Below are 25,226 nucleotides of genomic sequence, written 5' to 3' on the forward strand. Positions count from 1 at the left end.
GCAGGGGCGGGATAAATGTCCGTGATCAACTTCAACATCGCCCAATGGCGCGCCTGGGCTCCCGGGCTCGACAGTGTGGAAGCCTGGCAAGCCTGGAGCCGACAGCCGGTCGTGCTCGAAGGCAGCGATGCCGCACCCGATGTTTCGTTTCTGCCGGCCATGCAGCGCCGTCGTCTCAGCCGTCTGGCGCGGATGGCGTTCAGTGTCGGCTGGCCGCTGGCCGACGGTCGGGAAAATCTGCCGCTGGTGTTCGTCTCCCGGCACGGCGAAACCCCGCGCACCTTTGAAATCCTCAGCGATCTGGCCAACGAACAGCCGCTGTCGCCGACCCAGTTCAGCCTGTCGGTGCACAACGCGATCATCGGCCTGTGGTCGATCATGCGCGGCGAAACCAGCGAAATGACCGCACTCGCCGCGGCCGGCGACGGCCTCGAACACGGCATGCTCGAAGCGGCGACGTTGTTGAACGAAGGGGCCCCCGCCGTGCTGCTGGTGATCACCGAGGAACAACCGCCCGAAGCCTATTCGACGTGGATCGACGACGTACCGTTTCCCTACGCGGTCGGGCTGTTGCTCACCCCCGGTACCGACTGGCGGCTGACCCTGAACAGCGCCCCGCAAGCACGGTCAAAACCGCAGTGGCCCCACGCACTGAATCTGCTGCGAACCCTGCTCGGTCAGCAACCCCATTGCCAACATGCCTGGAAGAATCGTCTATGGACCTGGCAACGCAACCCGTGATCGGAAAAAACCGCGACGCCTATTACTGGCGTCTGCTGGCCACTGCCACCAGCTTCGCCCTGTTCGGGCTCGGTGGTCTGTGCCTGCGCCTGCTGGTATTTCCATTGCTCGGTTGCCTGCCGGGCGACGCCATTGCGCATCGCGAGCGGGCACGCCAGACCGTCAGTCGGCTGTTCTGGTTTTTCGTCCGGTTCATGGCCCGTACCGGCGTGCTGACCTACGACATCCAGGGCGCCGAACGGCTCGGCCGTCCGGGGCAGATGATCATCGCCAACCACCCGTCGCTGATCGACGTGGTATTCCTGATCGGTCTGGTGCGCGGGGCCAATTGCGTGGTGAAGAAAAGCCTGTGGGAAAACCCCTTCACCCGCGGCCCGCTGCGCAGCACCGAATACATCAGCAACGACGGCAGCATGGACATGCTCGACGCCGCCGCCGGCGCATTGCAGAGCGGGCAGACCCTGATCATTTTTCCCGAAGGCACCCGCACCCAGCCGGGTCAGGCGCCGGCCTTTCATCGGGGCGCGGCGGCCATCGCGCTGCGCGGTGCGAAAATCCTCACCCCGGTGGTGATCAAGGTCAATCCGACCACCCTGACCAAAGCCGAGCCCTGGTATCGCATTCCCAGTCGCCGCGTGCACTTCAGTTTTCACGTCGGGGCCGATATAGACCCACAGACTTTCGCCGCGCAGGGCCCCCCGCCCCAGGCTTCGCGCAAGCTCAACGACTATTTGCACCAATTCTTTATCAAGGAGCTCGCCGAAGATGAGCGATCTAAACCGTGACATAAAAGAGCTGATCATCGACGCCCTGGGCCTCGAAGACATCAGCCCAGAGGACATCGGCGACGACCAGACGCTGTTCGGCGAAGGCTTGGGCCTGGACTCCGTCGACGCCCTGGAGCTCGGCCTGGCGATCCAGAAAAAGTACGGCATCAAGATCGATGCCGACGCCAAGGACACCCGCAACCATTTCACCAACGTGGCGAGCCTTGCGGCGTTCGTCACGGCAAAACAGGCAGCTTGAGACCGGACCATGCAAACTCGTGACGACATTTTCAACACCCTGCGCGATGCCCTGGTCGAGCTGTTCGAACTGGACCCGGCCCGCGTGAGCCTGGAATCCAACCTGTATCAGGATCTGGAAATCGACAGCATCGACGCCGTCGACCTGATCGATCACATCAAGCGCCAGACCGGCAAGAAAATCGCCGCCGAGGAATTCAAGTCGGTGCGCACCGTCAGCGACGTGGTCGAGGCGGTCTACCGTCTGGTTCAACCGGCCGCATGAGCCGACTGATCGGCCTCGGCCTGCTGCTGGCAGGCCTGCTGTATCCCTTTGCGGTGTATTTCGGCATGGAGCATTTCGCGCCATGGCAGTTCGGCCTGCTGCTGGGCGGCCTGTGGCTGGCCCGGGCGCTGACCGGCGAACGCAAGCCCGGCAGCCTGTGGATGGCCTTCGTGGCGATCGTGTTCTGCCTGCTGCTGGCGGTGTTCGACAGCCCTTTGCTGTTGCGCTGGTACCCGGTGCTGATCAGCGGCTTCATGCTGGTGCTGTTCAGCCTGAGCCTGAAATACGGCCCGCCGATGGTCGAGCGTCTGGCGCGCCTGCGTGAGCCGCAACTGCCGCCCAAGGCGATTCGTTACACCCGCCAGGTCACCGTGGCCTGGAGCGTGTTTTTCTTTTGCAACGGTTTGTGCGCCGCCCTGCTGACACTGTGGGCGCCGCTGAACTGGTGGATGTTGTACACCGGCCTGATCTCCTACGGATTGATCGGCCTGATGTTTGCCATTGAATGGCTGATACGACAACGGGTAAGAGGTCGCCCATGAATTGGATAAAACTTGAGCAGCTGTTGCTCAAGGCCCTGCCGGCGCGTGCTGTAACAAGCGCACCGGCACTCGATCACGCACAACTGCGCGAACAGGCCCTGGGCCTGGCCGCCGGTCTGCAAGCCAAGGGCGTGCAGCGTCTGGCCGTGCATCTTGAAGATGCCGCCGATCTGGCTATCGCCCTGCTCGGTGCCTGGCGCGCCGGGGTCAGCGTATTGCTGCCTTCGGATCTGCAAGCGCAGACCCGTCAGCGCTGGTCGAACGACGTCGATCTGTGGCTGACCGACCATGCCGATGACGCCCGCCTGAGTGATCTGCTGCAACCTCCCCTGCCCGCTGCCGAACTGGACCTCGACCAGTGCCGCCTGAGCCTGTGCACCTCCGGCTCCAGCGGCGAGCCCAAGCGCATCGACAAATCCCTGCGGCAACTGGCCAACGAAGTCGAAGCCCTTGAGCAACTCTGGGGCGCCGATCTCGGTGAGGCCTGCATTCTTGGCAGCGTCGCCACCCAGCACATCTACGGTTTGCTGTTCCGCGTGCTGTGGCCGCTGTGCGCCGGGCGTCCGTTCCTGCGCAAGCAACTGGCCTTCCCGGAAGACCTGCAACGCGCCAGCCGCGAACACCCGGCCTTCGCTTGGGTCGCCAGCCCGGCGCTGCTCAAACGTATGGGCGACAACCTCGACTGGCCGGCCCTGAGCGCCGTGCGCCGGGTGTTTTCCTCCGGTGGCGCACTGCCGGCAGACGCCGCACAAAGCCTGCATCAACGCCTGGGACAGTGGCCGACAGAAATCCTCGGCAGCTCGGAAACCGGCGGCATCGCCTGGCGCCAGGGCGAATCGTTGTGGCAGCCGTTTGCCGGTGTCGAGTTGAGCCAGGACAGCGACGGCGCCCTGCTGATCGCTTCGCCTTACCTGCCCGCCGGGCATGTCGAACACACCGCCGATGCGGCACGCATTCAGGCCGATGGCCGCTTTGAATTGCTCGGACGGCTCGACCGGATCGTCAAACTCGAAGAAAAACGTATTTCTCTGCCGATGCTAGAACAGGCGCTGGTGGCCCACGACTGGGTCGCCGAAGCGCGTCTGGGCGTGGTGCAGGAAAACCGCGCGTCCCTCGGCGCTCTGCTGGTGCTCAGCGAATCGGGCCTGTTTGCCCTGCGCGAACACGGTCGGCGCAGTCTGACCGAAACCCTGCGCCGTCATCTCGGCGACCACTGCGAAGCCCTGGCCCTGCCCCGCCGCTGGCGCCTGCTGCGACAGTTGCCGCTGAACTCGCAGGGCAAGTTGCCTCAGGCCGACGTCGAAGCCCTGCTGCTGGCGCCACGGCCAAAAGCGCCGGAGATTCTGGAGCAGGCCGAAACCGAGGGCGAATGGAACCTGCAGTTGAGCGTTCCGCCGGATCTGGCCTATTTCAGCGGCCACTTCCCCAAGGCCCCGGTGCTGCCCGGCGTGGTACAGGTCGAATGGGCACTGAATCTGGGTCGGCAACTGCTGAACCTGCCCGGCGCGTTCGCCGGCATGGAAGTGCTGAAGTTCCAGCAACTGGTGCGCCCCGGCGATGAAGTCCAGTTGCACCTGCGCTTCGATCCGGAACGCGGCAAGTTGTATTTCGCCTACCGCAACGACACCGCCACCTGCTCCAGCGGGCGGATTCTGCTGGGGGCTGGCGATGCATAATCCTTGCGCCGTGATCCCGGTCTACAACCACGAAACCGCCATCGGCACGGTGGTCGACGCCCTGCTCGCCGAGGATCTGCCGTGCATTCTGGTGGACGATGCCAGCAGCAAATCGTGCGCGGCGGTGCTGGACGTGCTGGCCGAGCGCGAGCGGGTTCATCTGGTGCGCCTCACTGCCAATCAGGGCAAGGGCGGCGCAGTGATGACCGGTCTGCGTGAAGCCGCGCGACTGGGCTTCAGCCATGCCTTGCAGGTCGATGCCGACGGTCAGCATGACCTGCAGGATGTCGCGCGGTTCATCGAAGAATCCCGCGCTCACCCCAAGTCGCTGATCTGCGGTTATCCGCTGTACGACGCCAGCGTGCCCAAGGGCCGTTTGTATGCGCGTTATCTGACCCACGTGATGGTGTGGATCAACACCCTGTCGCTGCAGATCCGCGACTCGATGTGCGGCTTCCGGGTGTATCCGCTGCAACCGACGCTGGGCGTGATCGACTCGGCGCGGATCGGCAAGCGCATGGATTTCGACTCGGACATTCTGGTGCGCCTGGCGTGGCGCAATCAGCCGATGCGCTGGTTGCAGACCAGCGTGCATTACCCGCTGGACGGCGTGTCGCACTTTCGCCTGTTCCACGACAACGTGCTGATCTCGAGCATGCACACGCGCCTGTTCTTTGGCATGTTGCTGCGCCTGCCCGTGATCCTCTGGCGACGGTGGCGCGCATGACCGTCGAGACCGACAAGAAGCACTGGGCCGACCGCGAAGAGCGCGGCAGTTTCCTGCTGATGAAATTCACCGCGTTCGCCGCCAAAGTCCTTGGCCGACGCCTGCTGAGCCCGTTGCTGTACGGCATCGTCCTGTACTTTTTCCTGTTCGGTCGCACCGCCCGGCGCAGTGCCTGGCAGTATCAGCAGCGCCTCGCCGACTGGAGCGGTCGCCACGAATTGCGCCCGACCCGGTGGCGGGTGTTCCGCCAGTTCATGGCATTCGCCGATTCGCTGCTCGACAAGCTCGACGTGTGGAATGGCAAGCTGAAGATCGAGCAGATCGAAATCATCGACCCGGCGCTGTTGCGTAATCAGTTGCGCGGCAGTCGCGGGCAACTGCTGGTGGGCGCGCATCTGGGCAACCTCGAAGTGTGCCGGGCGCTGGCGGAGCTGGGCGAAAAGGTCACCATGAACGTGCTGGTGCACACCAAGCACGCCGAGCAATTCAATCGGCTGCTGGGCGAGGCCGGCGCGACCAACCTGCGGCTGATCCAGGTCAGCGAACTGGACCCGGTGATCATGCTGCAACTGCACGAACGCCTGGAGCGCGGCGAGTGGCTGGCGATTGCCGGCGACCGCGTGCCACTGCATGGCGGGCGCAGTGTGACCGTGGACTTTCTCGGCCACCCGGCGCCGTTCCCGCAAGGGCCGTGGCTGCTGGCCGGCCTGCTGAAATGCCCGGTCAACCTGCTGATGTGCCTGAAACAGCCCGACGGCCACTATCGTCTGACCCTCGAGCCGTTCGCCGACGCCGTGGTGTGGTCACGCCGCGAGCGCGAACAGGTCATTCATCAGTGGGCCACCCGCTATGCGCAACGCCTGAGTCACTATTGCCTCGAAGCACCGTGCCAATGGTTCAACTTTTACCCATTCTGGAAAACCGATGACAACGCCAACTCCTGAGCCGGTCACCTTCGGCGAACGCCCTTTGCGCATCGAAGACGTGCTGGCCCTGGCCAACCGTCAGGCGCCCGTGCAGTTGCAGAGCGACGCGCCTTATCGCGAACGCATCGCCAAGGGCGCGCGGTTTCTCGATTCGCTGCTGGACAAGGAAGGCGTGATCTACGGCGTGACCACCGGTTACGGCGATTCCTGCGTGGTCGCGGTGCCGTTGCATCACGTCGAGGCGCTGCCGCGTCATCTCTACACGTTCCACGGTTGCGGACTGGGCAAACTGCTCGACGCCCAGGCCACCCGCGCGGTGCTGGCGGCGCGTTTGCAGTCGCTGTGCCACGGCGTGTCCGGGGTGCGCATAGAACTGCTGGAACGCCTGCATGCGTTTCTTGAACACGACATTCTGCCGCTGATCCCCGAAGAGGGTTCGGTGGGCGCCAGCGGCGATCTGACGCCGTTGTCCTACGTCGCCGCGACGCTGTCCGGCGAGCGTGAAGTGATGTTCCGTGGCGAACGCCGCCAGGCTGCCGATGTGCATCGCGAACTGGGCTGGACACCATTGGTGCTGCGGCCGAAAGAAGCGCTGGCACTGATGAACGGCACCGCCGTAATGACCGGCCTCGCCTGCCTGGCCTATGCCCGCGCCGATTACCTGCTGCAACTGGCCACTCGCATCACCGCGCTGAACGTGGTGGCGCTGCAAGGTAATCCCGAGCACTTCGACGAGCGCCTGTTCGCCGCCAAGCCGCATCCGGGGCAAATGCAGGTCGCCGCGTGGCTGCGCAAGGATCTGGCGATCGACGCGCCGACCGCGCCGCTGCACCGTTTGCAGGATCGCTACTCGCTGCGCTGCGCACCGCACGTGCTCGGCGTGCTGGCCGACAGCCTGAACTGGCTGCGCTCGTTCATCGAAACCGAACTGAACAGCGCCAACGACAACCCGATCATCGACGCCGAAGCCGAGCGCGTGCTACACGGCGGGCACTTCTACGGCGGGCATATCGCGTTCGCCATGGACAGCCTGAAAAACCTCGTGGCCAACGTCGCCGACCTGCTCGACCGACAACTCGCGCTGCTGGTGGACGAACGTTACAACCACGGCTTGCCGAGCAACCTGTCCGGCGCCAGCGCCGACCGCGCGATGCTCAACCACGGCTTCAAGGCCGTGCAGATCGGCGCCAGCGCCTGGACCGCCGAAGCGTTGAAAAACACCATGCCGGCCAGCGTGTTCTCACGCTCCACCGAGTGCCACAACCAGGACAAGGTGAGCATGGGCACCATCGCCGCCCGCGACGCCATTCGTGTGCTGGAGCTGACCGAACAGGTCGCCGCCGCCACGCTGCTCGCGGCCAATCAGGGCGTGTGGCTGCGCGGCCGCGATGCAGACGCGCGTGCGCTGCCACCGTCGCTGGCCGCCATGCATGAACAACTGGCCCAGGACTTCCCGCCAGTGATCGAAGACCGCGCCCTGGAAGGCGAACTGCGCCTGTGCCTGCAACGCATCGCCGAGCAACACTGGAGGCTGCATGCGTAGTGCCGGAGTGCTTCACGCCGATACGGAAATCCTTGTGCCGTTCTTTGACGTCGACACCATGCACGTCGTCTGGCACGGCCATTACGTGAAATACCTGGAAGTGGCGCGCTGCGCACTGCTCGACAAGATCGGCCACAACTACAACCAGATGGTCGACTCGGGCTATGCCTGGCCGGTGATCGACCTGCAACTGCGCTATGTGCGCGGCGCGGTGTTCGGTCAACGGTTGAACGTGCGCGCAAGTCTGGTGGAGTGGGAAAACCGCCTGAAGATCCACTACCTGATCACCGACGCCCAGACCGGCGAACGCCTGACCCGCGCCAGCTCGGTGCAGGTCGCCGTCGAAGTCAGCAGCCGCGAGATGCAACTGGCTTCGCCAAAAGTCTTCACCGATGCCGTGGAAAGGATGCTGCGATGAATGTGTGGTTGAAATCCCTTGGGGCCCTGGCGCTGCTGACGCTGTCGTCGCTGGCCAACGCCTTCGACCTGCAACAGTTGAGCGAGCAACTGGCGAAGCCGGACGTGATCCACGGTCGGTTCATCCAGGAAAAACACCTGCGCGCCCTGCCCCAGCCGCTGATCAGCAAGGGCAGTTTTGTCCTCGCCAAAAACCACGGCTTGCTGTGGCTACTGAAAACCCCGCTGCAACAGGATTACCGGATCAGCGCCAAGGGTATCGCCCGGCGTGATGCCACCGGCTGGCAACTGCTGCCGAACAAGAGCGCCGGGGCCGAGCAGAACCGCTTGTTCCTGGCGGTGCTGCAAGGTGACAGCAGCGGTCTGCAACGGGATTTCGAACTGGCCCTGAGCGGCGATGCACAGAAATGGCAACTGACCCTGACCCCGCGCTCGGTGCTGCTCAAGCAGGTCTTCAACCAGATCAACATCAGCGGCGGCACGTTGGTGAACACCATCGAACTGCTGGAAACCCAGGGCGACAGCACCGTGCTGCGCATGCAGGACAGCACTGCCGGCCAACCTCTGAGCGACGCGGAGCAACATGACTTTGCCGAGTGAACGCAGGCTGCCCTGGCTGTTCCTGATCCTGCTGCTGGCTGTCGTCGCACTGGGCGCCTGGCAGTGGCGCGACGGCGCGCCGCTGTCGGCCAACCTGATGGAACTGGTGCCCGGCACCCACCCGGACGCCCTCGAACTGCGCGCCGAACAACGCATGCAGGAACCGCTCAACCGCGACATGCTGGTGCTGGTCGGCCACGCCGATCGCCAGCAAGCCGTCGCCATGGCCCAGACCCTGGGCGAGCAATGGCAGGCCAGCGGGCTGTTCGAAAAGGTCCAGTGGAACCTGCAAGCCGATCTGCCGGCCCTGCGCACGCAACTGCTGCAAGGACGGCTGGCGATGCTCTCGGCGGATGACCGACAACTGCTGATCGAACATCCCGACGCCTTTATCCAGCAACGGGTACAGGCGTTGTTCGACCCTTTCACCGGGTTCAGTCTGGTGCCGAGTCAGGACGACTGGCTGGGCCTGACCGGACGCATCCAGAACAGCCAGCCGCAACATGGCGCGGTGCAACTGGACATCGGCAGCGGCGCGTTGATCGCCGACGCCGACGGCAAAAGCTGGGTGCTGCTGCGCGCACGCACCACCGGCAACGCCTTCGACATGAATCAACCGCTGCAAGTTGCCGCCCTGCTGCAACACAGCCGTGAGCAAGCGGCTCGCGCCGACGTGCAATTGCTGGCCGCCAGCGGCCTGCTGTACGCCGCCAACGGCCAGCAGCAGGCGACCCGGGAAATGACCTGGGTCGGCGGCGGCGCCACCATCGGCATCCTGTTGCTGTTGCTGCTCGCCTTCCGCCGCTGGCGGGTGCTGCTGGCGTTCATTCCGGTGCTGGTGGGCATGTTGTTCGGCGCGGTGGCCTGTGTCGCGCTGTTCGGGCACATGCATGTGATGACGCTGGTGCTCGGCTCCAGCCTGATCGGCGTGGCAGTGGATTACCCGCTGCACTATCTGTCCAAGAGCTGGAGCCTCAAGCCCTGGCACAGCTGGCCGGCGTTGCGCCTGACCCTGTCCGGGCTGACATTGAGCCTGATCACCAGCGCCATCGGTTACCTGGCGCTGGCCTGGACGCCCTTCCCGGCCCTGACCCAAATCGCCGTGTTCTCCGCCGCCGGTTTGCTCGGCGCCTACCTGTCGGCGGTGTGCCTGTTGCCGGCGCTGCTGAAAAACGTCGAACTGCGCCCGGCGCAATGGCCGCTGCAACTGGCCGAGCGTCTGGTGCGACTGCGGGAAACTCTGCTCGAGCACGTCAGGACGCCAGTGTTGCTGGCCCTGCTGATCGCCTTCTGCGTCGGCGGCCTGCTGCAACTGGAGAGCAAGAACGACATCCGCCAGTGGGTTGGTGCGCCGCAACGCCTGACCGATGAAGCGCAGACCATCGCGCGGATTACCGGCTATCAGCCGACCAGCCAATTCTTCCTGGTGCGCGCCGCCGATCAGCAGCAATTGCTGGAACGGCAAGCAGCCCTGAGCGAGCGGCTGGATCAACTGGTCAATCTCGACAAGTTGCAGGGTTATCTGGCGCTCAATCAACTGGTCTGCCCGCCGGCTCAGCAGCAACAGGTGCGGGAAGCGCTGAGCAAGTTGCCGCAATTCTGGCAGCCGTTGCTGGAGGTCGGCGTACCGCTGGCGGCGCTGCAAACCGAACTGCAACAGTTGCAGGCCCTGCCCGCCGAGGACATCGATGCGGCGCTGGCCGGCCCGCTCGGCGAGCCCTACCGCACGCTGTGGCTCGGCCCGACCGAGGACGGCGTGGCGGCGATGGTCAGCCTGCAAGGCCTGAACAATCCGTCGCTGCTGCGGGTGCAGGCGCTGGATCTGCCGGGCGTGATGCTGGTGGACCGGCTCGGCGATCTGAACAAGGTGTTCGCCCAGACCCAGATCAGCGCCGCGGAACTGAAACTCGCGTCCTGCGTGTTGATCGTGCTGGTGCTGATGCTGCCGTTCGGTCTCGGTGGCGCCCTGCGAATCGTTGCTCTACCGCTGCTCGCTGCGTTGTGCAGCCTGGCCAGCCTGGGCTGGCTCGGTCAGCCGCTGACCCTGTTCAGCCTGTTCGGCCTGTTGCTGGTGACGGCGATCAGCGTCGACTACGCGATCCTCATGCGCGAACAGGTCGGCGGCGCGGCCGTCAGCCTGCTCGGCACTTTGCTCGCAGCCGCCACCACCTGGCTGTCGTTCGGACTGCTGGCGGTGTCGAGCACCCCGGCGGTGAGCAACTTCGGCCTGTCGGTGAGCCTCGGTCTGGCGTTCAGCTTCATGCTCGCGCCGTGGGCCGGGCGTCAGGCCCATGCGGTTTCCGTCACGGAGCCTGCAGCATGATGGTGGTGATTTTCTGGCTGATGGCCCTGGCGCTGTTCTTCGTCGCCACCCGGGTCGGCCGGCATTTCGGGCTGATCCCGATCGTCAGTCAATTGCTGCTGGCCAGCTTCGGCCTGCCGCTGCTGATGTACTTCTGGATCGAACCGGGCTGGCAACTCAACGGCGCCGCACTGATCGCGCCGGGCTGGTTGAAAAATCTCTACAGCCTGAGCTTCGCCCTGTTGCTGGGGCACATCCTCAGCGACGTGATCGACCTGCGCCTGGACCGTCAGAGCGTGAAGATCGCCCTGCCGAGTTTCGCCGTACCGTTCGCCTGCGGCCTGGCGACGGCGTACTGGCTGCTGCCGACACAACCGTGGATCAACTCGCTGGCCATCGGTCTGGTGTTCGCTATCACCGCGATTCCGGTGTTGTACCTGTACCTGCGCCACATCGACTACCCGCCCGCCGCCACCCGGCGTCTGGTGCAGACCGCGATCCTGATCGACCTGACCTGCTGGACCCTGTTCGGTCTCGCCCAGGGCAGCCTGCACCTGAGCAGTCTGTTGCTGCCGCTGGGGCTGGCCTGCGTACCCGTGCTGCTGCGGGTGTTCGGCATCCGCCGGCCATTGACCTACAGCCTCGGCTTTTTTGCGCTGCTGGTGCTGGCCGAACACTACAAACTCAACGCGCTGATTTTTGGCATCGGCTATCTGCTGTGCATGGCCGCGCTCAAGGTGCCACTGGTGTTGCCGCTGCCGGCGCACTGGATGAACCGCTTGCAGACCTGGGTCGCAATTCCGCTGATCCTGACTTTCGGCATCGTCCAGATCGACGTGCACAGCGCCCTTGCCAGCCTCGGTGCCGTGCAATGGACGGCGCTGCTGCTGTTGCCGGTCGCCAGCAAAATCCTGGGTAACTGGCTCGGCCTCGGCTGGGCCGGCGCGTCGTTCGAAGGCGCCAGCCGCTGGCGCGAGAGCGTGCTGCTGAACATTCGCGGCTTGAGCGAAATCGTCTTTCTCAACCTGCTGTTGCAACAACAACTCATCAGCCCGGCGCTGTACTTTGCGCTGATGCTGATGGGTCTGATCGCGACGCTGTTGCCGGCCTTCATCGGCCTGCACCGGGCGTCACTGAACCCTATTGCCGTACCCAGGAGCTCACGTGCCAATCGTTGAAATGGAATCCCGTCAGGTCGTGATCATCGGCGCCGGCCCCTCCGGCGCCATCGCCGCCGCATTGCTCAAGCGCAAGGGGCACGACGTGCTGGTGATCGAGCGTCAGCATTTCCCGAGGTTCTCCATCGGTGAAAGCCTGCTCTGCCATTGCCTGGATTTCGTCGAAGAGGCCGGCATGCTCGAGGCGGTGAATGCCGCCGGTTTCCAACGCAAGAACGGTGCGGCGTTCGCCTGGGGCGAGCGCTACAGCGCCTTCGATTTTGGCGACACCTTCACCGCCGGCAAGCCCACGACCCTGCAGGTGCAACGCGCCGACTTCGACAAGCTGCTGGCCGATCAGGCGGCGTTGCAGGGCGCGGAAATCCGCTATGGCGACGCGATTGTCAGCGTCAATTTCGAACGTCCGCGACCACAGCTGAATGTGCGTCGCGAAGACGGCAGCGAGTACCGCGTCGAAGCCGACTTTGTCCTCGACGCCAGCGGCTACGGCCGCGTGCTGTCGCGCCTGTTGGACTTGGAAGCGCCGTCGAATTTCCCGGTTCGCCAAGCCGTGTTCACCCACGTCGAAGACCACATCGATCATCCCGGCTTCGACCGCGAGAAGATTCTCATCACCACCCACCCGCAGCACCGCGATATCTGGTTCTGGTCGATCCCGTTCAGCAACGGTCGCTGCTCGGTAGGCGTGGTGGCTGCCGCCGAACATTTCGCAGGGCGCGATACCGACCTCGACGCCTGCCTGCGCGGGTTCATCGCCGAGACCCCGAGCCTGGCCAAAGTGCTGCACAACGCGGTGTGGGATACCCCGGCGCGCACTCTCGGCGGCTATGCGGCCAACGTCAAAACCCTGCACGGCCCGGGCTTTGCGCTGCTGGGTAACGCGGCGGAATTTCTCGACCCGGTGTTCTCTTCGGGCGTGACCATCGCCATGCGTTCGGCGAGCATGGCCGCCGCTGTGCTGCATCGACAGTTGCAGGGCGAAACGGTGGACTGGCAACGGGAATTCGCCGAGCCGCTGAAACGCGGGGTCGACACTTTCCGCTGCTACGTCGAAGGCTGGTACGCCGGCACTTTCCAGGACGTGATTTTCCACGAGCAAGGCTCCCCGGAAATCCGCCGCATGATCTGCTCGATCCTCGCCGGTTACGCCTGGGACGAACGCAACCCGTTCGTCAGTGAAGCGCGCCGTCGGCTGAAGACGATCTCCGAACTCTGTGCAAGGGACGACACTTGAATTACTTGAGCGACAACTACGTCGAGGAAACCCGCTTCGGCTTCTGGTTCCTGCGCAGCCACACCTGGCAGCACCATGTGCTGCGCGTGGCAATCAACGATCTGCGCGGGCTGTTCAGCGAATCATTGCCCGCCAACCCGGTGCTGCTGGATGCCGGCTGCGGTCAGGGCAAGTCGTTCGGCCATCTGCGCCAGACCTTCGCGCCACAGCGCCTGATCGGCGTCGATGCCGACCCGCACAGCCTTGAACTGAGCGCCGCCGAGGCCGCGCGTCTGGGCTTCGACGTCGAGCTGATCGGCAGCGACTGCGCGACGCTCAATGTGCCGGACGCCAGCGTCGACCTGCTGTTTTGTCACCAGACCTTCCATCATCTGGTGGAGCAGGAAAAAGCCCTCGCCGAGTTCTATCGGGTGCTCAAGCCGGGCGGTTACCTGCTGTTCGCCGAGTCCACCGAGGCTTACATTGATACGTGGGTGATTCGCTGGCTGTTCCGGCATCCGATGCACGTGCAAAAGAGCGCGGCGCAGTACCTGGAGATGATTCGCCAGCAGGGTTTCGAGTTCGGCGAACAGAACGTTTCGTACCCGTACCTGTGGTGGAGCCGGTCGAAGGATTTCGGTCTGCTCGAACGTTTTGGTCTGCGCCAACCCAAGCCCTTTGGCCAGCGGGAAGAAACCCTGGTCAACGTGGTGGCCCGCAAACCGCTTGAAGGGATTTGCTGATGTCGCACTTTACTGGTGGGAGCGAGCCTGCTCGCGATAGCGGTGGATCAGCTGGCTTCAATGCTGGATGTTCCGACGCCATCGCGAGCAGGCTCGCTCCCACATTTTCCGCGGTGATACGACTTATTCTGCTGGCTTGCATCAGCCTGCTCGGTGCCTGCGCCAGTCAGGCGCCGCTGCCGGCCGGCAACCCGAACCTGCCGCTGCCCCTGCAATTGCATATCGAGCGGCACCTGGCCGGACAGCAGCAAGACTGGTTGCTGGTAATTCAGCGTGAAGGGCCCGGCATCCGCTGGTCGATGATGGATCCGCTGGGCATTCCCCAGGCGCGTCAGCAGTTGATCGACGGGCACTGGCAGGCCGACGGCCTGCTGCCGCCCAACCCGGAAGCCCGGGAGCTGTTCGCCGCGCTGCTGTTCGCCCTGACTCCAGCGGGCGAGCTGTCGCGCAACTACCCCGACGCGCAGCAACAGGGCGGCCAACGTTCCCTGCCAGCGCGCTGGGACATCCGCTACACCCAACCCTTGAGCTTCGAATTGAACCTGCCACAAGGCCCGCACTATCGCGTAACGCCACTCGGTGAACCGACGTCATGACCGCCTACCTCAATGCCCTTGGCGTGATCTGCGCCCTGGGGCGCGACAAGCCAGCCGTGGCACGCAACCTGTTTGCCGGCGACTGTTCGGGCATGCGCCGCGAGTCCGGCTGGGTGCCGGAGCGCGAACTGCCGGTGGCCGCCGTGCACGGCGATCTGGCGCCGATTCCCGAGGCGCTGGCCGACCAGCGCAGCCGCAACAACCAACTGCTGCTGGAAGCCGCGTTGCAGATTCGCGATGACATCGAGCAGGCGATCCAGACTTACGGCCGCGAGCGCATCGGCGTGGTGCTCGGCACCAGCACTTCGGGCATCGACGAAGCCAGCCGAGGCCTTGCGCACTACATTCGCGACCAACAGTTCCCGGCCGATTACGACTACCGGCAACAGGAACTCGGCGCCCCGGCGAATTTCCTCGCCGACTGGCTGCAACTGAGCGGCCCGACCTATGTGATTTCCACTGCCTGCACCTCCAGCGCACGCGCGCTGATGAGCGCCCGACGCCTGCTCGATCTGGGCCTGTGCGACGCGGTGCTGTGCGGCGGTGTCGACAGCCTGTGCAAACTGACCCTCAACGGTTTCAGTGCGCTGGAAGCGGTGTCGGACGAGCGCTGCAATCCGTTTTCCGCCAACCGCAACGGCATCAACATCGGCGAAGCGGCGGTGCTGTTCGTGATGAGCAAACAGCGCGGTGCTGGGCCGGGCATCGCCCTGCTCGGCGCCGGCGCCAGCTCCGACGCGCACCATATTTCCGCACCGGAACCGACCGGCCGTGGCGCCCTGCAATCGATGCAGAAGGCGCTCGACCAAGCCCATCTGCACGCCGGCGACATCAGTTACCTGAACCTGCACGGCACCGCGACCCAGCACAACGACGCGATGGAAAGTCTGGCCGTCGCCTCCCTGTTTCCCGAAGGCGTGCCATGTTCCTCGACCAAACCGATGACCGGCCACACCCTCGGCGCCGCCGGCGCACTGGAAGCGGCGTTCTGCTGGTTGAGCCTGAGTGCCGACAACCCCGACAACGCCTTGCCGCCGCACGTCTGGGATGGCCAACCAGATCCCGACCTGCCAGCGCTGAAGTGGGTGACCGCAAGCGAACGCCTGGCGTCCATTGCACCCCGCTACCTGATGAGCAACTCGTTTGCCTTCGGTGGCAATAACGTCAGCCTGATTATCGGAGACGCCCCATGAGCCACTGGCCGCTCGCCGAACTGCTGCCCCACGCTGGCGACATGATCCTGATCGACCGGATCCTGAGCTTTGACGACGAACAGATCCACACCACCCTCACCGTCCGGCCTGGCGGCCTGTTCAGCCTGCCCGACGGCAGCCTGCCGGCCTGGGTCGGCGTCGAGCTGATGGCGCAAAGCGTCGCCGCGTTCGCCGGCTGCCATGCGCGGCAGAAAGGCAACCCGGTGGAGCTGGGCTTTCTGCTCGGCACACGCAAGTTCGAATGCAATGTGGCGGCCTTTCCGGTTGGCAGCGAACTGACCATCCATGGCCTGCGCTCGCTGGAAGACGACAACGGCATGGGCGTATTCGAATGCCACATCAACGCGCCCGGCATCGAGGCCAGCGCCCGGCTGAACGTGTTCCGCCCGCCGCAGGCGGCGGACTATCTGGAACAATCCCGCGACGAAACCAACAAGGAGTCGAACGATGACTGAATCCATCCTGGTCACCGGCTCCAGCCGTGGCATCGGCCGCGCCATCGCCCTGCGTCTGGCCAGCGCCGGCCACGATATCGTTCTGCATTGCCGCAGCGGCGTGAGCGACGCGCAAGCGGTGAAAGCCGAAGTCGAAGCGCTCGGGCGCAACGCGCGCATCCTGCAATTCGACGTGGCGGATCGCGAAACCTGCAAAGCCATCCTCGAAGCCGACGTTGAAGCCCACGGCGCCTATTACGGCGTGGTGCTCAATGCCGGCCTGACCCGCGACGGCGCGTTTCCGGCCCTGAGCGACGATGACTGGGACGTGGTGTTGCGCACCAACCTCGACGGTTTCTACAACGTCCTGCACCCGGTGATGATGCCGATGATCCGCCGCCGCGCCGCTGGTCGCATCGTGTGCATCACCTCGGTGTCGGGGCTGATCGGCAACCGTGGTCAGGTCAATTACAGCGCCTCGAAGGCCGGCGTGATCGGCGCCGCGAAAGCCTTGGCGATCGAACTGGCCAAGCGCAAGATCACGGTCAACTGCGTCGCGCCGGGCCTGATCGATACGGCGATGCTGGATGAAAACGTGCCGGTGGAAGAACTGCTGAAAATGATCCCCGCACAACGCATGGGCACGCCTGAAGAGGTGGCCGGTGCGGTGAATTTCCTGATGTCGGCGGAAGCGTCGTACATCACCCGCCAGGTGCTGGCGGTCAACGGAGGCTTGTGCTGATGAAGCGCGTCGTCGTCACCGGCATGGCCGGCATTACCTCGCTGGGCAGCGACTGGGACACCATCGCCGGCAATTTCGCCGCCAACCGCAGCGGAATTCGCCGGATGGACGAGTGGGATCGCTTCAGCGAGCTCAACACGCGCCTGGCCGGGCCCATCGATGATTTCCAGGTGCCGGCGCACTGGACACGCAAACAGCTGCGCAGCATGGGCCGTGTTTCGCGGCTGGCCGTCGGCGCGGCGGAAAAAGCGCTGGCCGACGCCGGCCTGCTCGGCGACGAATCGATCAAGGACGGGCGCATGGGCGTGGCCTGTGGTTCGTCCACCGGCAGCACCGACGAGATCAAGGCGTTCGGCAACATGCTGCTCAACTCGGTGGCCGAAGGCCTCAACGCCAACTCCTACGTGCGGATGATGCCGCACACCACGGCGGCGAACATCAGCATCTTCTTCGGCCTCACCGGCCGCTTGATCCCGACCTCCAGCGCCTGCACCAGCGGCAGCCAGGGCATCGGTTATGCCTACGAGGCGATCAAGTTCGGCCGCCTGCCGCTGATGCTCGCCGGTGGCGCCGAAGAGCTGTGCCCAACCGAAGCCATGGTGTTCGACGCGCTGTACGCCACCAGCCTGAAAAACGATGCACCGCATACCTCGCCACGCCCCTACGACAAGGGCCGCGACGGTCTGGTGATCGGTGAAGGCGGCGGCATGCTGGTGCTTGAAGAGCTGGAACATGCCCTGGCGCGCGGTGCGCACATTCACGCCGAGATCGTCGGCTTCGGCAGCAACGCCGACGGCCAGCACACCACCCGCCCCGAACAAGTCACCATGCGCCGGGCGATGGAACTGGCGCTGGAAGACGCAGGCCTTGCGCCGGACGTCATCGGCTACGTCAACGGCCACGGCACCGCCACCGAACAGGGCGATGTCGCCGAAACCCTGGCCACCAGTGCTCTGTTCGGCGAACGCATGCCGATCAGTTCGCAAAAGAGCTTCCTGGGCCACACCCTCGGTGCCTGCGGGGCGCTGGAATCGTGGTTCAGCATCGAGATGCTCAACCGCGACCTGTACGTGCACACGCTCAACCTCGACGAGGTCGATCCGCACTGCGGCAAGCTCGACTACCTGCGCGGCGAGTTCCGACAGATGAGCCACGAATACGTGATGAACAACAACTTCGCTTTCGGCGGGGTCAACACCTCGCTGATCTTCCGCCGCTGGCCCCAACCGAATTAATCCAGGTCAAGGAGACCTTCATGCACTTCAAGAAACTCGCTGCCACCCTGCTCATCTGCGCCTTGCCGGCCGTCAGTCAGGCCCGTGACACGGCGGTCTATCTGCCGTTCGACAAGGCCGTCGCCGAAGCGACCCGCACCGGCAAGATCGATGGCAGCGTGAAGTTCTATCTGGCGGGCAACGCCCCGGCTGGCAAAGTCACCGTTGTCAGCCCCGGCGCCGTGACCAACAAAAAGACCAACGCCTTCAACAAGACCGACCAGGAAGCCTGCGAGTGGGTCGTGCAATCGGCGATCATCAGCCTGCACCAGGCCGCAAAAAATGCCGGCGCCAACGCCGTGACCAACATCGTCAGCTTCTACAAGAGCAACGAGCGCAAGGATGCGAAAACCTACGAATGCCACGCGGGCGCCATCATGGCCGGCGTAGCGTTGAAGGGCGATCTGGCGACGGTTAAGTAACGGCCGGAAACGACAAAGGGCGCCTTTCGGCGCCCTTTCACAAACAGGTTGGCTTGTCATCGCCTGTCACCTGTCTGGCTCTGCGATGGCTGGTTGCCCAGGATCCTCAGAGTCTCACAAGCCCCTTTCGGGAACGCCGGCAGTATTGCCTGAAACCTCATGTCGAGCAACGGCTGGCATTTGGCTTCGATGCGCCACTTCCGTTGCCATCACAGTCCCAACGCCCGTCTGACTGCGGTTTTAATGGCGTGAAATTCGTCTGTTGCAAGATGTGAGATCAAGTAAATGCGCTTGCCTTGCCGATCACGGCTTTTGATCCGATCAAGCCGCGAAAGACTGACCGTGGCAATCATGTCGCACTTTGCCCAACAGGTCGGGCTGGCTCCCTGAAGGTGACTTGCAAGTTCAAGATGGTGCCCGAGCAAGCAATCAGGGGCGGTGGTACTCAGCGGCACTACTGTTACCAATAGGCTGTTGGTTCGATGTTTACGTATCACAACAACAGGTCTGACTTTGACCATCTCGGGGATTTCATAACCCCTGAAATCGCAAATCAAAACGCTGCCCTCCTTAGGCTGATATCGAAGTGGCATCCGTGACACTCGTTTGAAAAAGAACTGATTTTGCGCAACAACGGCCATATTCCCTACGACAGTTCCGTTACTCGAAATGTACGGAGCCAAACCAACCAAATCCATGCACCACAACGTTTTATCTGGTCGGCAACGGGCCTCAAGGCACTCAGCGGTTGTTGCAGCGCGGAGTGATCAGTGACTTGAAGACCAACGGCTTCAACAAGAGCGATCACGACTCCTGCGAGTGGGTGTTGCAGTCGAATCTGATTGCGCTGCAGGCCGAGGCCAAGCGTGTCGGGGCGAATGCGGTGACCAACATCGTCAGCTACTACGACCAGCATGTGCGCAAGGATCTGAACACTTACGAATGTCGGGCCGGCATCTTTGTCACGCGGGTGGCGTTGAAGGGTGATCTGGTGCGGCTGCCTTGATCAACCGGCTTCGACCTTGCGCGTGAGCAGTTCGACAAACGCCTTGGCCATCGGCGATTTCTGGTCCTTGCGCTGCACCAGCCACACCGCCGTCACGGCCTCGGGATCGAGCAGCGGTCGATAGACCACGCCGTCGATGCGCATCCGCTGATACGACGCCGGCATCACTGACACGCCCAGACCGGCTGCCACCAGCCCGATGATGGTCATGGCTTCGCCGGCCTCCTGGGCGAAGTGCGGACTGAACCCCGCATCGCGGGCCAGGCTGATCAGTTGCGAATACAGTCCGCTGCCGTAACTGCGCGGGAAGAACACGAACGGCTCAAGGGCCAGCGCCGAGAGGAACAGCCCCTCTTCAGAGCCCTGCGCCAGCGGATGTTTGGAGCTGAGCACGGCCACCAATGGCTCGCGCATGAGTTCGACCACGCTCAGCGAATCCGGCAGGCCCAGCGGTCGCATGATGCCGACCTCGATCGATTCGTCCACCAACGCGTCGGCCACCATGGTGCTGCTCATCTCCCGCAGGTTCAGATGCACCGCCGGGAAGCGTTGGCGGAAGGAAAAAATCGCTTGGGGAATGGTCGAGTTGAACGGCGCCGATGAGGTGAAGCCAATCTTCAGCTCCCCCAGTTCTCCAAGCTGCGCGCGGCGGGCCACGTCCGCCGCTTTATCGACCTGAGCCAGCACCAGCCGCGCTTCCTCCAGAAACAACCGCCCGGCCTCGCTGAGCTCGACCCGACGATTGGTACGCTCGAACAGTCGCGCGCCGACTTCCTGTTCCAGCGCCTGAATCTGCTGGCTCAGCGGTGGCTGGGAGATCCCCAGCACCTGTGCGGCGCGACCGAAGTGCAGTTCTTCGGCGACGGCGATGAAGTAGCGCAGATGACGCAATTCCATGAACACCCCATTAGGTCGTTAAAGCTATCAAACAGGTCGAACAATATATTGGATAGAAACATTAGCCAGCTATATGATTTTTTCATTGCCTGCCTGCCTGCGCCCTCCGAGGTCTGATGTGAAAACCGCCGTCGCTCCACTGGCCCATGAAGTTCCGCCCGCTGCGGCGGACGATGTACTGACCGAACTGCAAGAGATCTACATCGAGAAAGGTACGCCCGCGTTCATGCGCACGGTACTCGCGCTGTTCAGCGGCGGCTTCGCCACCTTCGCCCTGCTGTACTGCGTGCAGCCGATGATGCCGCTGCTGTCCCACGAATATTCGATCAACGCCGCGCAGAGCAGCCTGATCCTGTCGGTGGCCACCGGCATGCTGGCGTTCGGTCTGCTGATCACCGGCCCGATTTCCGATCGGGTCGGGCGCAAACCGGTGATGGTCGCCGCGCTGTTTGCCGCGGCGCTGTGCACCATCGCCAGTTCGATGATGCCGAGCTGGCATGGCGTGCTGATCATGCGTGCGCTGATCGGGCTGTCATTGAGTGGCCTGGCGGCGGTGGCCATGACTTACCTGAGCGAGGAAATCCATCCGCAGCACATCGGTCTGGCGATGGGTCTGTACATCGGCGGCAACGCGATTGGCGGTATGAGCGGGCGGTTGATCACCGGGGTGCTGATCGACTTCGTCAGCTGGCACACGGCAATGATGGTGATCGGCGGCCTGGCGTTGATCGCCGCAGCAGTGTTCTGGAAGATCCTGCCGGAGTCGCGCAACTTCCGCTCCCGCTCGCTGCATCCGCGTAGCCTGCTCGACGGCTTCACCATGCACTTTCGCGATGCCGGCCTGCCGCTGCTGTTCCTAGAGGCGTTCGTGCTGATGGGCGCGTTCGTCACCCTGTTCAACTACATCGGTTACCGCCTGCTGGCCGAGCCGTATCACATGGATCAAGTGTTCGTGGGGCTGTTGTCGGTGGTGTATCTGTCGGGCATCTACAGCTCGGCAAAAATCGGTTCGCTGGCCGACAAACTGGGCCGCCGCAAAGTGCTGTGGGCGACCATCGCCCTGATGTTCGCCGGCCTCGCCCTGACGATGTTCACACCGCTGCCGCTGGTGATCATCGGCATGCTGATCTTCACCTTCGGCTTCTTCGGCGCCCACTCGGTCGCCAGCAGCTGGATCGGCCGCCGGGCGCTCAAGGCCAAGGGCCAGGCGTCGTCGTTGTACCTGTTCAGCTATTACGCCGGGTCGAGCATCGCCGGGACAGCGGGCGGGGTGTTCTGGCACATGGCCGGGTGGAACGGGATTGGGCTGTTTATCGGCGCGCTGTTGCTGGTGGCACTGTTGGTGGCGTTGAAGCTGGCGAAGTTGCCGCCGCTGGGGGGTGGCGAAAAGGTTTAGCCACAACTGCGCCCTAGCGGTAATCACGGGCCAAGGTACACTGACGGCATTCACCTGCTTTGGTAAAGGAAGCCAGAATGCGCCTGGACCGTCTCCACATTCAGAATTTTCGTTGCTACGAAGATGCCACGTTCGACTTTCAGCCGGGATTCAATCTGGTGGTGGGAGTTAATGGGAGCGGGAAGACGTCGTTGTTGCAGGCGGTTGCCGTTTCGTTCATCGAACTTGGCAATGCTATGAAGCCAAGTCAGACCTCTATAAAAAATGAAGACATTCGTTTTGTCATAGATCGTTTTGAAAACAGAAGCCGCTTCGAGCGCAAGTTCCCATTACTGGTACATGGCATAGGCAGCTTCTTCGGAGCTACAGACTGGGTTCTGAAACGAGATGCAGAAGACTTGCCCCATCTTGTAGATTCAGTATTCGACGCAGAGATAGAAAAACTACAACAGAAAATAAATTTGGCCATTCAGGTCGATTTGCCTGTGCTTGCTTTCTACCGATCCAATCGCCGCTGGCAGGGGGTGGGAGTATCTGCTGAGTTCGCCGCAAAACAGCGCGTCTCGCGCTTCGATGCCTACGTTAACTGGTTCGATGCGGTTGCGGATCTCAGAGATTTTGAAAGCTGGTTAATCGGCAGAACGCTGGAGCGGATGCAGAACCTTCTTGACTCCAATACTCAGTCACTTGAGTTCGACGACGAACTTTACTGGGTAAACACTGCGATTGAGCGCGCTATACCCCACGCACAAAATTTGCGCTACGACCTCAGGCTGCAAAGCTTGTTAATCGACTTGGATGGAAAAACCATTCCTTTCAATGAGCTTAGCGACGGTCAACGCGGGATGATTGCGTTGTTCGCAGATATCGCCCGCCGCATGTGCATCCTCAACCCCCAAATGGGCAAAGACGTTTTGAAGAACACCTCCGGGGTGGTCATCATCGACGAACTGGACATCCACCTTCACCCGGCCTGGCAACGCAGCATCGTGCCATCGCTGAGACAGGCATTCCCCAAAGTCCAGTTCATCGCTGCAAGCCACTCCCCGCAAATCATCGGCAGCCTGAAACCTGAGGAAGTGATCGTGTTGCAGAACGGAGATCCGACTCATCCGCGGGTCACCTACGGTCTGGATTCCAGCAGCGTGCTTGAAGAGGTAATGGGCGTTACGCAGCGCGAACCAGAAATCGAAGATCTGCTGTCCGAACTTTTTTCCACGTTGGAAGACAACGACCTCGAAAAGGCAAAGTCACAACTTGAGGCGCTGAAAAAGAAAGCCCCCGACCTACCGGAATTTGCCGGCGCCGAAGCACTGATCAGGCGCAAGGAGATTCTCGGCAAATGAAGCGAGTGCTCAAAGGAACTGAACCAGCTTCATTTACAGATTGGAAAAACTCGGCGAACGACGAGTGGAGTCCAACTTACCCAACGCTACAAAACCCGCAAAAGCGGGATTTGCATAATGCTCTGCTTAAGGAGCAAGGCTTCTTCTGCTGTTATTGCGGCCGGGAAATAGATGCCTCGACCAGCCATATCGAGCACTTCAGACCACAAGAGCATTTTGAAGAGCTAGCGTTGGATTTTCACAACCTTCATGCCTCCTGCCTGCGAGAAACCAAACCCGGCAACCCGTTGCACTGCGGCCATAAGAAAGGCAACTGGTTCGACGAAAACCAACACATTTCTCCCACCGACGAGAATTGTGAACAGCGTTTCCGATATCTGCGAACCGGCGAAATCCAACCGAAAAACGCTGAAGACCCTCCTGCTGCCAAGATGATTGAAGTGCTGGCGTTAGACATCGCCTATCTCAAAAATCGACGTCAGGACACAATCCGCCGCCTCTTCGATGATGAGTTCGTCATGCACGTCAGCGAGGAAGAGCTTGAGCGGTTGGTGACGGCGATCAGAAATACCGCGATTCCCAATCAAAAACCCTTCGACCACATCATCGCCCGCTACGCCGAACAACTCCTCGGTCGCTAAACCCATCGCAAACAAAAACGCCCGGCATAAGCCGGGCGTTTTTGTTTTCTACTATTAGAGCTGAGCGCCGATTACTCGTGATACTGCGCCGACAACTCGTGCACCGCACGCAGGAACGCGCCAGCGTGCTCCGGATCGACTTCCGGGGTGATGCCGTGGCCGAGGTTGAACACGTGGCCGCTGCCTTTGCCGTAACTGGCGAGGATGCGCCCGACTTCGGTGCGGATCGCTTCCGGCTTGGCGTACAGCACGGTCGGGTCCATGTTGCCTTGCAGCGCGACCTTGTCGCCCACGCGGGCGCGGGCGTTGCCGATGTCGCAGGTCCAGTCCAGGCCCAGCGCATCAGCACCGGCCTCGGCGATGCTTTCCAGCCACAGGCCGCCGTTCTTGGTGAACAGGATCACCGGCACTTTGCGACCGTCGTGCTCGCGGATCAGGCCGCTGACGATTTTCTTCATGTAGGCCAGGGAGAATTCCTGATACGCCGCCGCCGACAGGTTGCCGCCCCAGGTATCGAAGATCTGCACCGCTTGCGCACCGGCCTGGATCTGGCCGTTGAGGTACGAAGTCACCGACTGCGCCAGTTTGTCCAGCAGCAGGTGCATGGCTTGCGGGTTGTCGTAGAGCATCGCCTTGGTCTTGCGGAAGTCTTTCGACGAGCCGCCTTCGACCATGTACGTGGCGAGGGTCCACGGACTGCCGGAGAAACCGATCAGCGGTACACGGCCGTTCAGTTCGCGGCGGATGGTGCTGACCGCGTCCATCACGTAACCGAGGTCTTTGTGCGGATCGGGGATCGGCAGGGCTTCGATGTCGGCCAGGGTGCTGACGACTTTCTTGAAGCGCGGACCTTCACCGGTCTCGAAGTACAGGCCCTGGCCCATGGCATCGGGAATGGTGAGGATGTCGGAGAACAGGATCGCCGCGTCCAGTTGCGGATAGCGGTCCAGCGGTTGCAGCGTGACTTCGCAGGCGAATTCCGGATTCATGCACAGGCTCATGAAATCACCGGCCTGGGCTCGACTGGCGCGGTATTCCGGCAGGTAGCGGCCGGCCTGGCGCATCATCCACACAGGGGTGACGTCTACGGGTTGCTTGAGCAGGGCGCGGAGGAAACGGTCGTTCTTCAGGGCAGTCATGTCGGCATCCGGAAAAAAAGTGCGGGCATTTTCTCAGAGCGCGACGCAAAAGGCACGGATGCAGGTCAGCCTTTTGTCTATCGGGTCAATTTGTCGCAATGATTTGGCGGATTTCAGCAACACCCGGAAACCAATGTGGGAGCGGGCTTGCTCGCGAAAGCGGTGTGTCAGTCAATACATCAGGTGACTGATACAAAGCATTCGCGAGCAAGTCGAATCGT

The 25,226-nt window shown here is 62.7% G+C and carries 27 protein-coding genes and 1 pseudogene; 25 read left to right on the forward strand and 3 right to left on the reverse strand.

The features are described 5' to 3' along the window. Positions 1 to 15 precede the first annotated feature (15 nt). The 21 genes from CAG25_RS04050 (at position 16) to CAG25_RS04150 (ending at position 18,580) form a co-directional block, all read left to right on the forward strand. Positions 16 to 741: a beta-ketoacyl synthase chain length factor gene (locus CAG25_RS04050; RefSeq protein ID WP_064592952.1), complete on the forward strand. Its 726-nt coding sequence runs from the start codon at positions 16 to 18 to the stop codon at positions 739 to 741. Then, positions 717 to 1,526 carry a 1-acyl-sn-glycerol-3-phosphate acyltransferase gene (locus CAG25_RS04055; RefSeq protein WP_064592950.1) on the forward strand — a complete coding sequence of 270 codons (810 nt, stop codon included), beginning with the start codon at positions 717 to 719 and terminating at the stop codon, positions 1,524 to 1,526. The genes CAG25_RS04050 and CAG25_RS04055 overlap by 25 nt, the downstream gene beginning before the upstream one ends. Next, on the forward strand, positions 1,507 to 1,767 hold the full coding sequence (locus tag CAG25_RS04060) for a phosphopantetheine-binding protein (RefSeq protein ID WP_064592948.1): 261 nt from the start codon (positions 1,507 to 1,509) through the stop codon (positions 1,765 to 1,767). The genes CAG25_RS04055 and CAG25_RS04060 overlap by 20 nt, the downstream gene beginning before the upstream one ends. Positions 1,768 to 1,776: 9 nt before the next feature. Continuing rightward, positions 1,777 to 2,031, forward strand: a complete 255-nt coding sequence (locus tag CAG25_RS04065; protein WP_007947135.1) for an acyl carrier protein — start codon at positions 1,777 to 1,779, stop codon at positions 2,029 to 2,031. Continuing rightward, positions 2,028 to 2,573 carry a membrane protein gene (locus CAG25_RS04070; RefSeq protein ID WP_011332105.1) on the forward strand — a complete coding sequence of 182 codons (546 nt, stop codon included), beginning with the start codon at positions 2,028 to 2,030 and terminating at the stop codon, positions 2,571 to 2,573. The genes CAG25_RS04065 and CAG25_RS04070 overlap by 4 nt, the downstream gene beginning before the upstream one ends. Then, a complete protein-coding gene (locus CAG25_RS04075; protein ID WP_085611114.1) occupies positions 2,570 to 4,249 on the forward strand; it encodes an acyl-CoA synthetase family protein in 1,680 nt (559 codons plus the stop codon). The genes CAG25_RS04070 and CAG25_RS04075 overlap by 4 nt, the downstream gene beginning before the upstream one ends. Then, positions 4,242 to 4,976 carry a glycosyltransferase family 2 protein gene (locus tag CAG25_RS04080; protein ID WP_085611115.1) on the forward strand — a complete coding sequence of 245 codons (735 nt, stop codon included), beginning with the start codon at positions 4,242 to 4,244 and terminating at the stop codon, positions 4,974 to 4,976. Before CAG25_RS04075 ends, CAG25_RS04080 begins: the two co-directional genes overlap by 8 nt. Continuing rightward, the gene (locus tag CAG25_RS04085) at positions 4,973 to 5,920 is read left to right on the forward strand and encodes a glycosyl transferase (protein WP_085611116.1); all 948 of its coding nucleotides are present in this window, start codon (positions 4,973 to 4,975) and stop codon (positions 5,918 to 5,920) included. The genes CAG25_RS04080 and CAG25_RS04085 overlap by 4 nt, the downstream gene beginning before the upstream one ends. Then, positions 5,901 to 7,445, forward strand: coding sequence for a histidine ammonia-lyase (hutH, locus tag CAG25_RS04090; RefSeq protein WP_085611117.1), 1,545 nt, complete (start codon positions 5,901 to 5,903; stop codon positions 7,443 to 7,445). The genes CAG25_RS04085 and hutH overlap by 20 nt, the downstream gene beginning before the upstream one ends. Further along, positions 7,438 to 7,863: a thioesterase family protein gene (locus CAG25_RS04095; RefSeq protein WP_011332100.1), complete on the forward strand. Its 426-nt coding sequence runs from the start codon at positions 7,438 to 7,440 to the stop codon at positions 7,861 to 7,863. The genes hutH and CAG25_RS04095 overlap by 8 nt, the downstream gene beginning before the upstream one ends. Further along, the gene (locus tag CAG25_RS04100; RefSeq protein ID WP_085611118.1) at positions 7,860 to 8,462 is read left to right on the forward strand and encodes an outer membrane lipoprotein carrier protein LolA; all 603 of its coding nucleotides are present in this window, start codon (positions 7,860 to 7,862) and stop codon (positions 8,460 to 8,462) included. Before CAG25_RS04095 ends, CAG25_RS04100 begins: the two co-directional genes overlap by 4 nt. Continuing rightward, entirely contained in the window at positions 8,446 to 10,785 is a 2,340-nt protein-coding gene (locus CAG25_RS04105) for an MMPL family transporter (RefSeq protein WP_085611119.1), read from the forward strand. Before CAG25_RS04100 ends, CAG25_RS04105 begins: the two co-directional genes overlap by 17 nt. Next, on the forward strand, positions 10,782 to 11,942 hold the full coding sequence (locus CAG25_RS04110) for a sodium:proton antiporter (protein WP_085611120.1): 1,161 nt from the start codon (positions 10,782 to 10,784) through the stop codon (positions 11,940 to 11,942). The genes CAG25_RS04105 and CAG25_RS04110 overlap by 4 nt, the downstream gene beginning before the upstream one ends. Then, positions 11,929 to 13,176 carry an NAD(P)/FAD-dependent oxidoreductase gene (locus CAG25_RS04115; protein WP_085611121.1) on the forward strand — a complete coding sequence of 416 codons (1,248 nt, stop codon included), beginning with the start codon at positions 11,929 to 11,931 and terminating at the stop codon, positions 13,174 to 13,176. Before CAG25_RS04110 ends, CAG25_RS04115 begins: the two co-directional genes overlap by 14 nt. Continuing rightward, complete coding sequence (locus tag CAG25_RS04120; RefSeq protein WP_085611122.1) at positions 13,173 to 13,898, forward strand: class I SAM-dependent methyltransferase; 726 nt, start codon at positions 13,173 to 13,175, stop codon at positions 13,896 to 13,898. Before CAG25_RS04115 ends, CAG25_RS04120 begins: the two co-directional genes overlap by 4 nt. 113 nt (positions 13,899 to 14,011) lie before the next feature. Continuing rightward, positions 14,012 to 14,494 carry a hypothetical protein gene (locus CAG25_RS04125; protein ID WP_085611123.1) on the forward strand — a complete coding sequence of 161 codons (483 nt, stop codon included), beginning with the start codon at positions 14,012 to 14,014 and terminating at the stop codon, positions 14,492 to 14,494. Next, positions 14,491 to 15,687: a beta-ketoacyl-[acyl-carrier-protein] synthase family protein gene (locus CAG25_RS04130; protein ID WP_085611124.1), complete on the forward strand. Its 1,197-nt coding sequence runs from the start codon at positions 14,491 to 14,493 to the stop codon at positions 15,685 to 15,687. The genes CAG25_RS04125 and CAG25_RS04130 overlap by 4 nt, the downstream gene beginning before the upstream one ends. Beyond that, entirely contained in the window at positions 15,684 to 16,163 is a 480-nt protein-coding gene (locus tag CAG25_RS04135) for a hotdog family protein (protein WP_085611125.1), read from the forward strand. The genes CAG25_RS04130 and CAG25_RS04135 overlap by 4 nt, the downstream gene beginning before the upstream one ends. After that, entirely contained in the window at positions 16,156 to 16,884 is a 729-nt protein-coding gene (locus CAG25_RS04140) for a 3-ketoacyl-ACP reductase FabG2 (RefSeq protein WP_085611126.1), read from the forward strand. The genes CAG25_RS04135 and CAG25_RS04140 overlap by 8 nt, the downstream gene beginning before the upstream one ends. After that, complete coding sequence (locus tag CAG25_RS04145) at positions 16,884 to 18,119, forward strand: beta-ketoacyl-ACP synthase (RefSeq protein ID WP_085611127.1); 1,236 nt, start codon at positions 16,884 to 16,886, stop codon at positions 18,117 to 18,119. The genes CAG25_RS04140 and CAG25_RS04145 overlap by 1 nt, the downstream gene beginning before the upstream one ends. A gap of 20 nt (positions 18,120 to 18,139) precedes the next feature. Continuing rightward, positions 18,140 to 18,580, forward strand: coding sequence for a hypothetical protein (locus CAG25_RS04150; RefSeq protein ID WP_064592917.1), 441 nt, complete (start codon positions 18,140 to 18,142; stop codon positions 18,578 to 18,580). 209 nt (positions 18,581 to 18,789) lie between these two features. Here CAG25_RS04150 and CAG25_RS04155 read toward each other — a convergent pair whose 3' ends face one another. Continuing rightward, on the reverse strand, positions 18,790 to 19,278 hold the full coding sequence (locus CAG25_RS04155) for a type II toxin-antitoxin system PemK/MazF family toxin (RefSeq protein ID WP_371857701.1): 489 nt from the start codon (positions 19,276 to 19,278) through the stop codon (positions 18,790 to 18,792). Positions 19,279 to 19,289: 11 nt separating this feature from the next. Here CAG25_RS04155 and CAG25_RS04160 point away from each other — a divergent pair. Beyond that, positions 19,290 to 19,586: pseudogene (locus CAG25_RS04160) on the forward strand (excinuclease); the annotation flags it as partial. Here CAG25_RS04160 and CAG25_RS04165 read toward each other — a convergent pair. After that, positions 19,587 to 20,483, reverse strand: coding sequence for a LysR family transcriptional regulator (locus CAG25_RS04165; RefSeq protein WP_039766450.1), 897 nt, complete (start codon positions 20,481 to 20,483; stop codon positions 19,587 to 19,589). A gap of 118 nt (positions 20,484 to 20,601) precedes the next feature. Here CAG25_RS04165 and CAG25_RS04170 point away from each other — a divergent pair, with 118 nt between their 5' ends. The 3 genes from CAG25_RS04170 to CAG25_RS04180 all read left to right on the forward strand — a co-directional run bounded on the left by CAG25_RS04170 (position 20,602) and on the right by CAG25_RS04180 (position 23,866). Beyond that, positions 20,602 to 21,879 (forward strand): MFS transporter, encoded by a 1,278-nt coding sequence (locus CAG25_RS04170; protein WP_085611129.1) that lies wholly within the window; start codon positions 20,602 to 20,604, stop codon positions 21,877 to 21,879. A 77-nt stretch (positions 21,880 to 21,956) separates the two neighbouring features. After that, entirely contained in the window at positions 21,957 to 23,225 is a 1,269-nt protein-coding gene (locus CAG25_RS04175) for an AAA family ATPase (RefSeq protein WP_085611130.1), read from the forward strand. Further along, positions 23,222 to 23,866, forward strand: coding sequence for a retron system putative HNH endonuclease (locus tag CAG25_RS04180; protein WP_085611131.1), 645 nt, complete (start codon positions 23,222 to 23,224; stop codon positions 23,864 to 23,866). Before CAG25_RS04175 ends, CAG25_RS04180 begins: the two co-directional genes overlap by 4 nt. A 71-nt stretch (positions 23,867 to 23,937) precedes the next feature. On the opposite strand, the gene hemE is transcribed toward CAG25_RS04180, so the two are convergent. Then, the gene (hemE, locus tag CAG25_RS04185; protein ID WP_007968321.1) at positions 23,938 to 25,005 is read right to left on the reverse strand and encodes a uroporphyrinogen decarboxylase; all 1,068 of its coding nucleotides are present in this window, start codon (positions 25,003 to 25,005) and stop codon (positions 23,938 to 23,940) included. Between the last annotated feature and the right edge of the window lie 221 nt (positions 25,006 to 25,226).

Origin of the sequence: Pseudomonas sp. B16(2017) (assembly GCF_002113205.1) — a bacterium.
GTDB classification, from domain to species: domain Bacteria; phylum Pseudomonadota; class Gammaproteobacteria; order Pseudomonadales; family Pseudomonadaceae; genus Aquipseudomonas; species Aquipseudomonas pharyngis.

Coding starts and splice junctions, on each gene's coding strand:
- CAG25_RS04050 (WP_064592952.1), top strand. CDS start 16: ATGTCCGTGATCAACTTCAACATCGCCCAATGGCGCGCCTGGGCTCCC.
- CAG25_RS04055 (WP_064592950.1), top strand. CDS start 717: ATGGACCTGGCAACGCAACCCGTGATCGGAAAAAACCGCGACGCCTAT.
- CAG25_RS04060 (WP_064592948.1), top strand. CDS start 1,507: ATGAGCGATCTAAACCGTGACATAAAAGAGCTGATCATCGACGCCCTG.
- CAG25_RS04065 (WP_007947135.1), top strand. CDS start 1,777: ATGCAAACTCGTGACGACATTTTCAACACCCTGCGCGATGCCCTGGTC.
- CAG25_RS04070 (WP_011332105.1), top strand. CDS start 2,028: ATGAGCCGACTGATCGGCCTCGGCCTGCTGCTGGCAGGCCTGCTGTAT.
- CAG25_RS04075 (WP_085611114.1), top strand. CDS start 2,570: ATGAATTGGATAAAACTTGAGCAGCTGTTGCTCAAGGCCCTGCCGGCG.
- CAG25_RS04080 (WP_085611115.1), top strand. CDS start 4,242: ATGCATAATCCTTGCGCCGTGATCCCGGTCTACAACCACGAAACCGCC.
- CAG25_RS04085 (WP_085611116.1), top strand. CDS start 4,973: ATGACCGTCGAGACCGACAAGAAGCACTGGGCCGACCGCGAAGAGCGC.
- hutH (WP_085611117.1), top strand. CDS start 5,901: ATGACAACGCCAACTCCTGAGCCGGTCACCTTCGGCGAACGCCCTTTG.
- CAG25_RS04095 (WP_011332100.1), top strand. CDS start 7,438: ATGCGTAGTGCCGGAGTGCTTCACGCCGATACGGAAATCCTTGTGCCG.
- CAG25_RS04100 (WP_085611118.1), top strand. CDS start 7,860: ATGAATGTGTGGTTGAAATCCCTTGGGGCCCTGGCGCTGCTGACGCTG.
- CAG25_RS04105 (WP_085611119.1), top strand. CDS start 8,446: ATGACTTTGCCGAGTGAACGCAGGCTGCCCTGGCTGTTCCTGATCCTG.
- CAG25_RS04110 (WP_085611120.1), top strand. CDS start 10,782: ATGATGGTGGTGATTTTCTGGCTGATGGCCCTGGCGCTGTTCTTCGTC.
- CAG25_RS04130 (WP_085611124.1), top strand. CDS start 14,491: ATGACCGCCTACCTCAATGCCCTTGGCGTGATCTGCGCCCTGGGGCGC.
- CAG25_RS04135 (WP_085611125.1), top strand. CDS start 15,684: ATGAGCCACTGGCCGCTCGCCGAACTGCTGCCCCACGCTGGCGACATG.
- CAG25_RS04140 (WP_085611126.1), top strand. CDS start 16,156: ATGACTGAATCCATCCTGGTCACCGGCTCCAGCCGTGGCATCGGCCGC.
- CAG25_RS04145 (WP_085611127.1), top strand. CDS start 16,884: ATGAAGCGCGTCGTCGTCACCGGCATGGCCGGCATTACCTCGCTGGGC.
- CAG25_RS04150 (WP_064592917.1), top strand. CDS start 18,140: ATGCACTTCAAGAAACTCGCTGCCACCCTGCTCATCTGCGCCTTGCCG.
- CAG25_RS04155 (WP_371857701.1), bottom strand. CDS start 19,278: ATGGATTTGGTTGGTTTGGCTCCGTACATTTCGAGTAACGGAACTGTC.
- CAG25_RS04165 (WP_039766450.1), bottom strand. CDS start 20,483: ATGGAATTGCGTCATCTGCGCTACTTCATCGCCGTCGCCGAAGAACTG.
- CAG25_RS04175 (WP_085611130.1), top strand. CDS start 21,957: ATGCGCCTGGACCGTCTCCACATTCAGAATTTTCGTTGCTACGAAGAT.
- CAG25_RS04180 (WP_085611131.1), top strand. CDS start 23,222: ATGAAGCGAGTGCTCAAAGGAACTGAACCAGCTTCATTTACAGATTGG.
- hemE (WP_007968321.1), bottom strand. CDS start 25,005: ATGACTGCCCTGAAGAACGACCGTTTCCTCCGCGCCCTGCTCAAGCAA.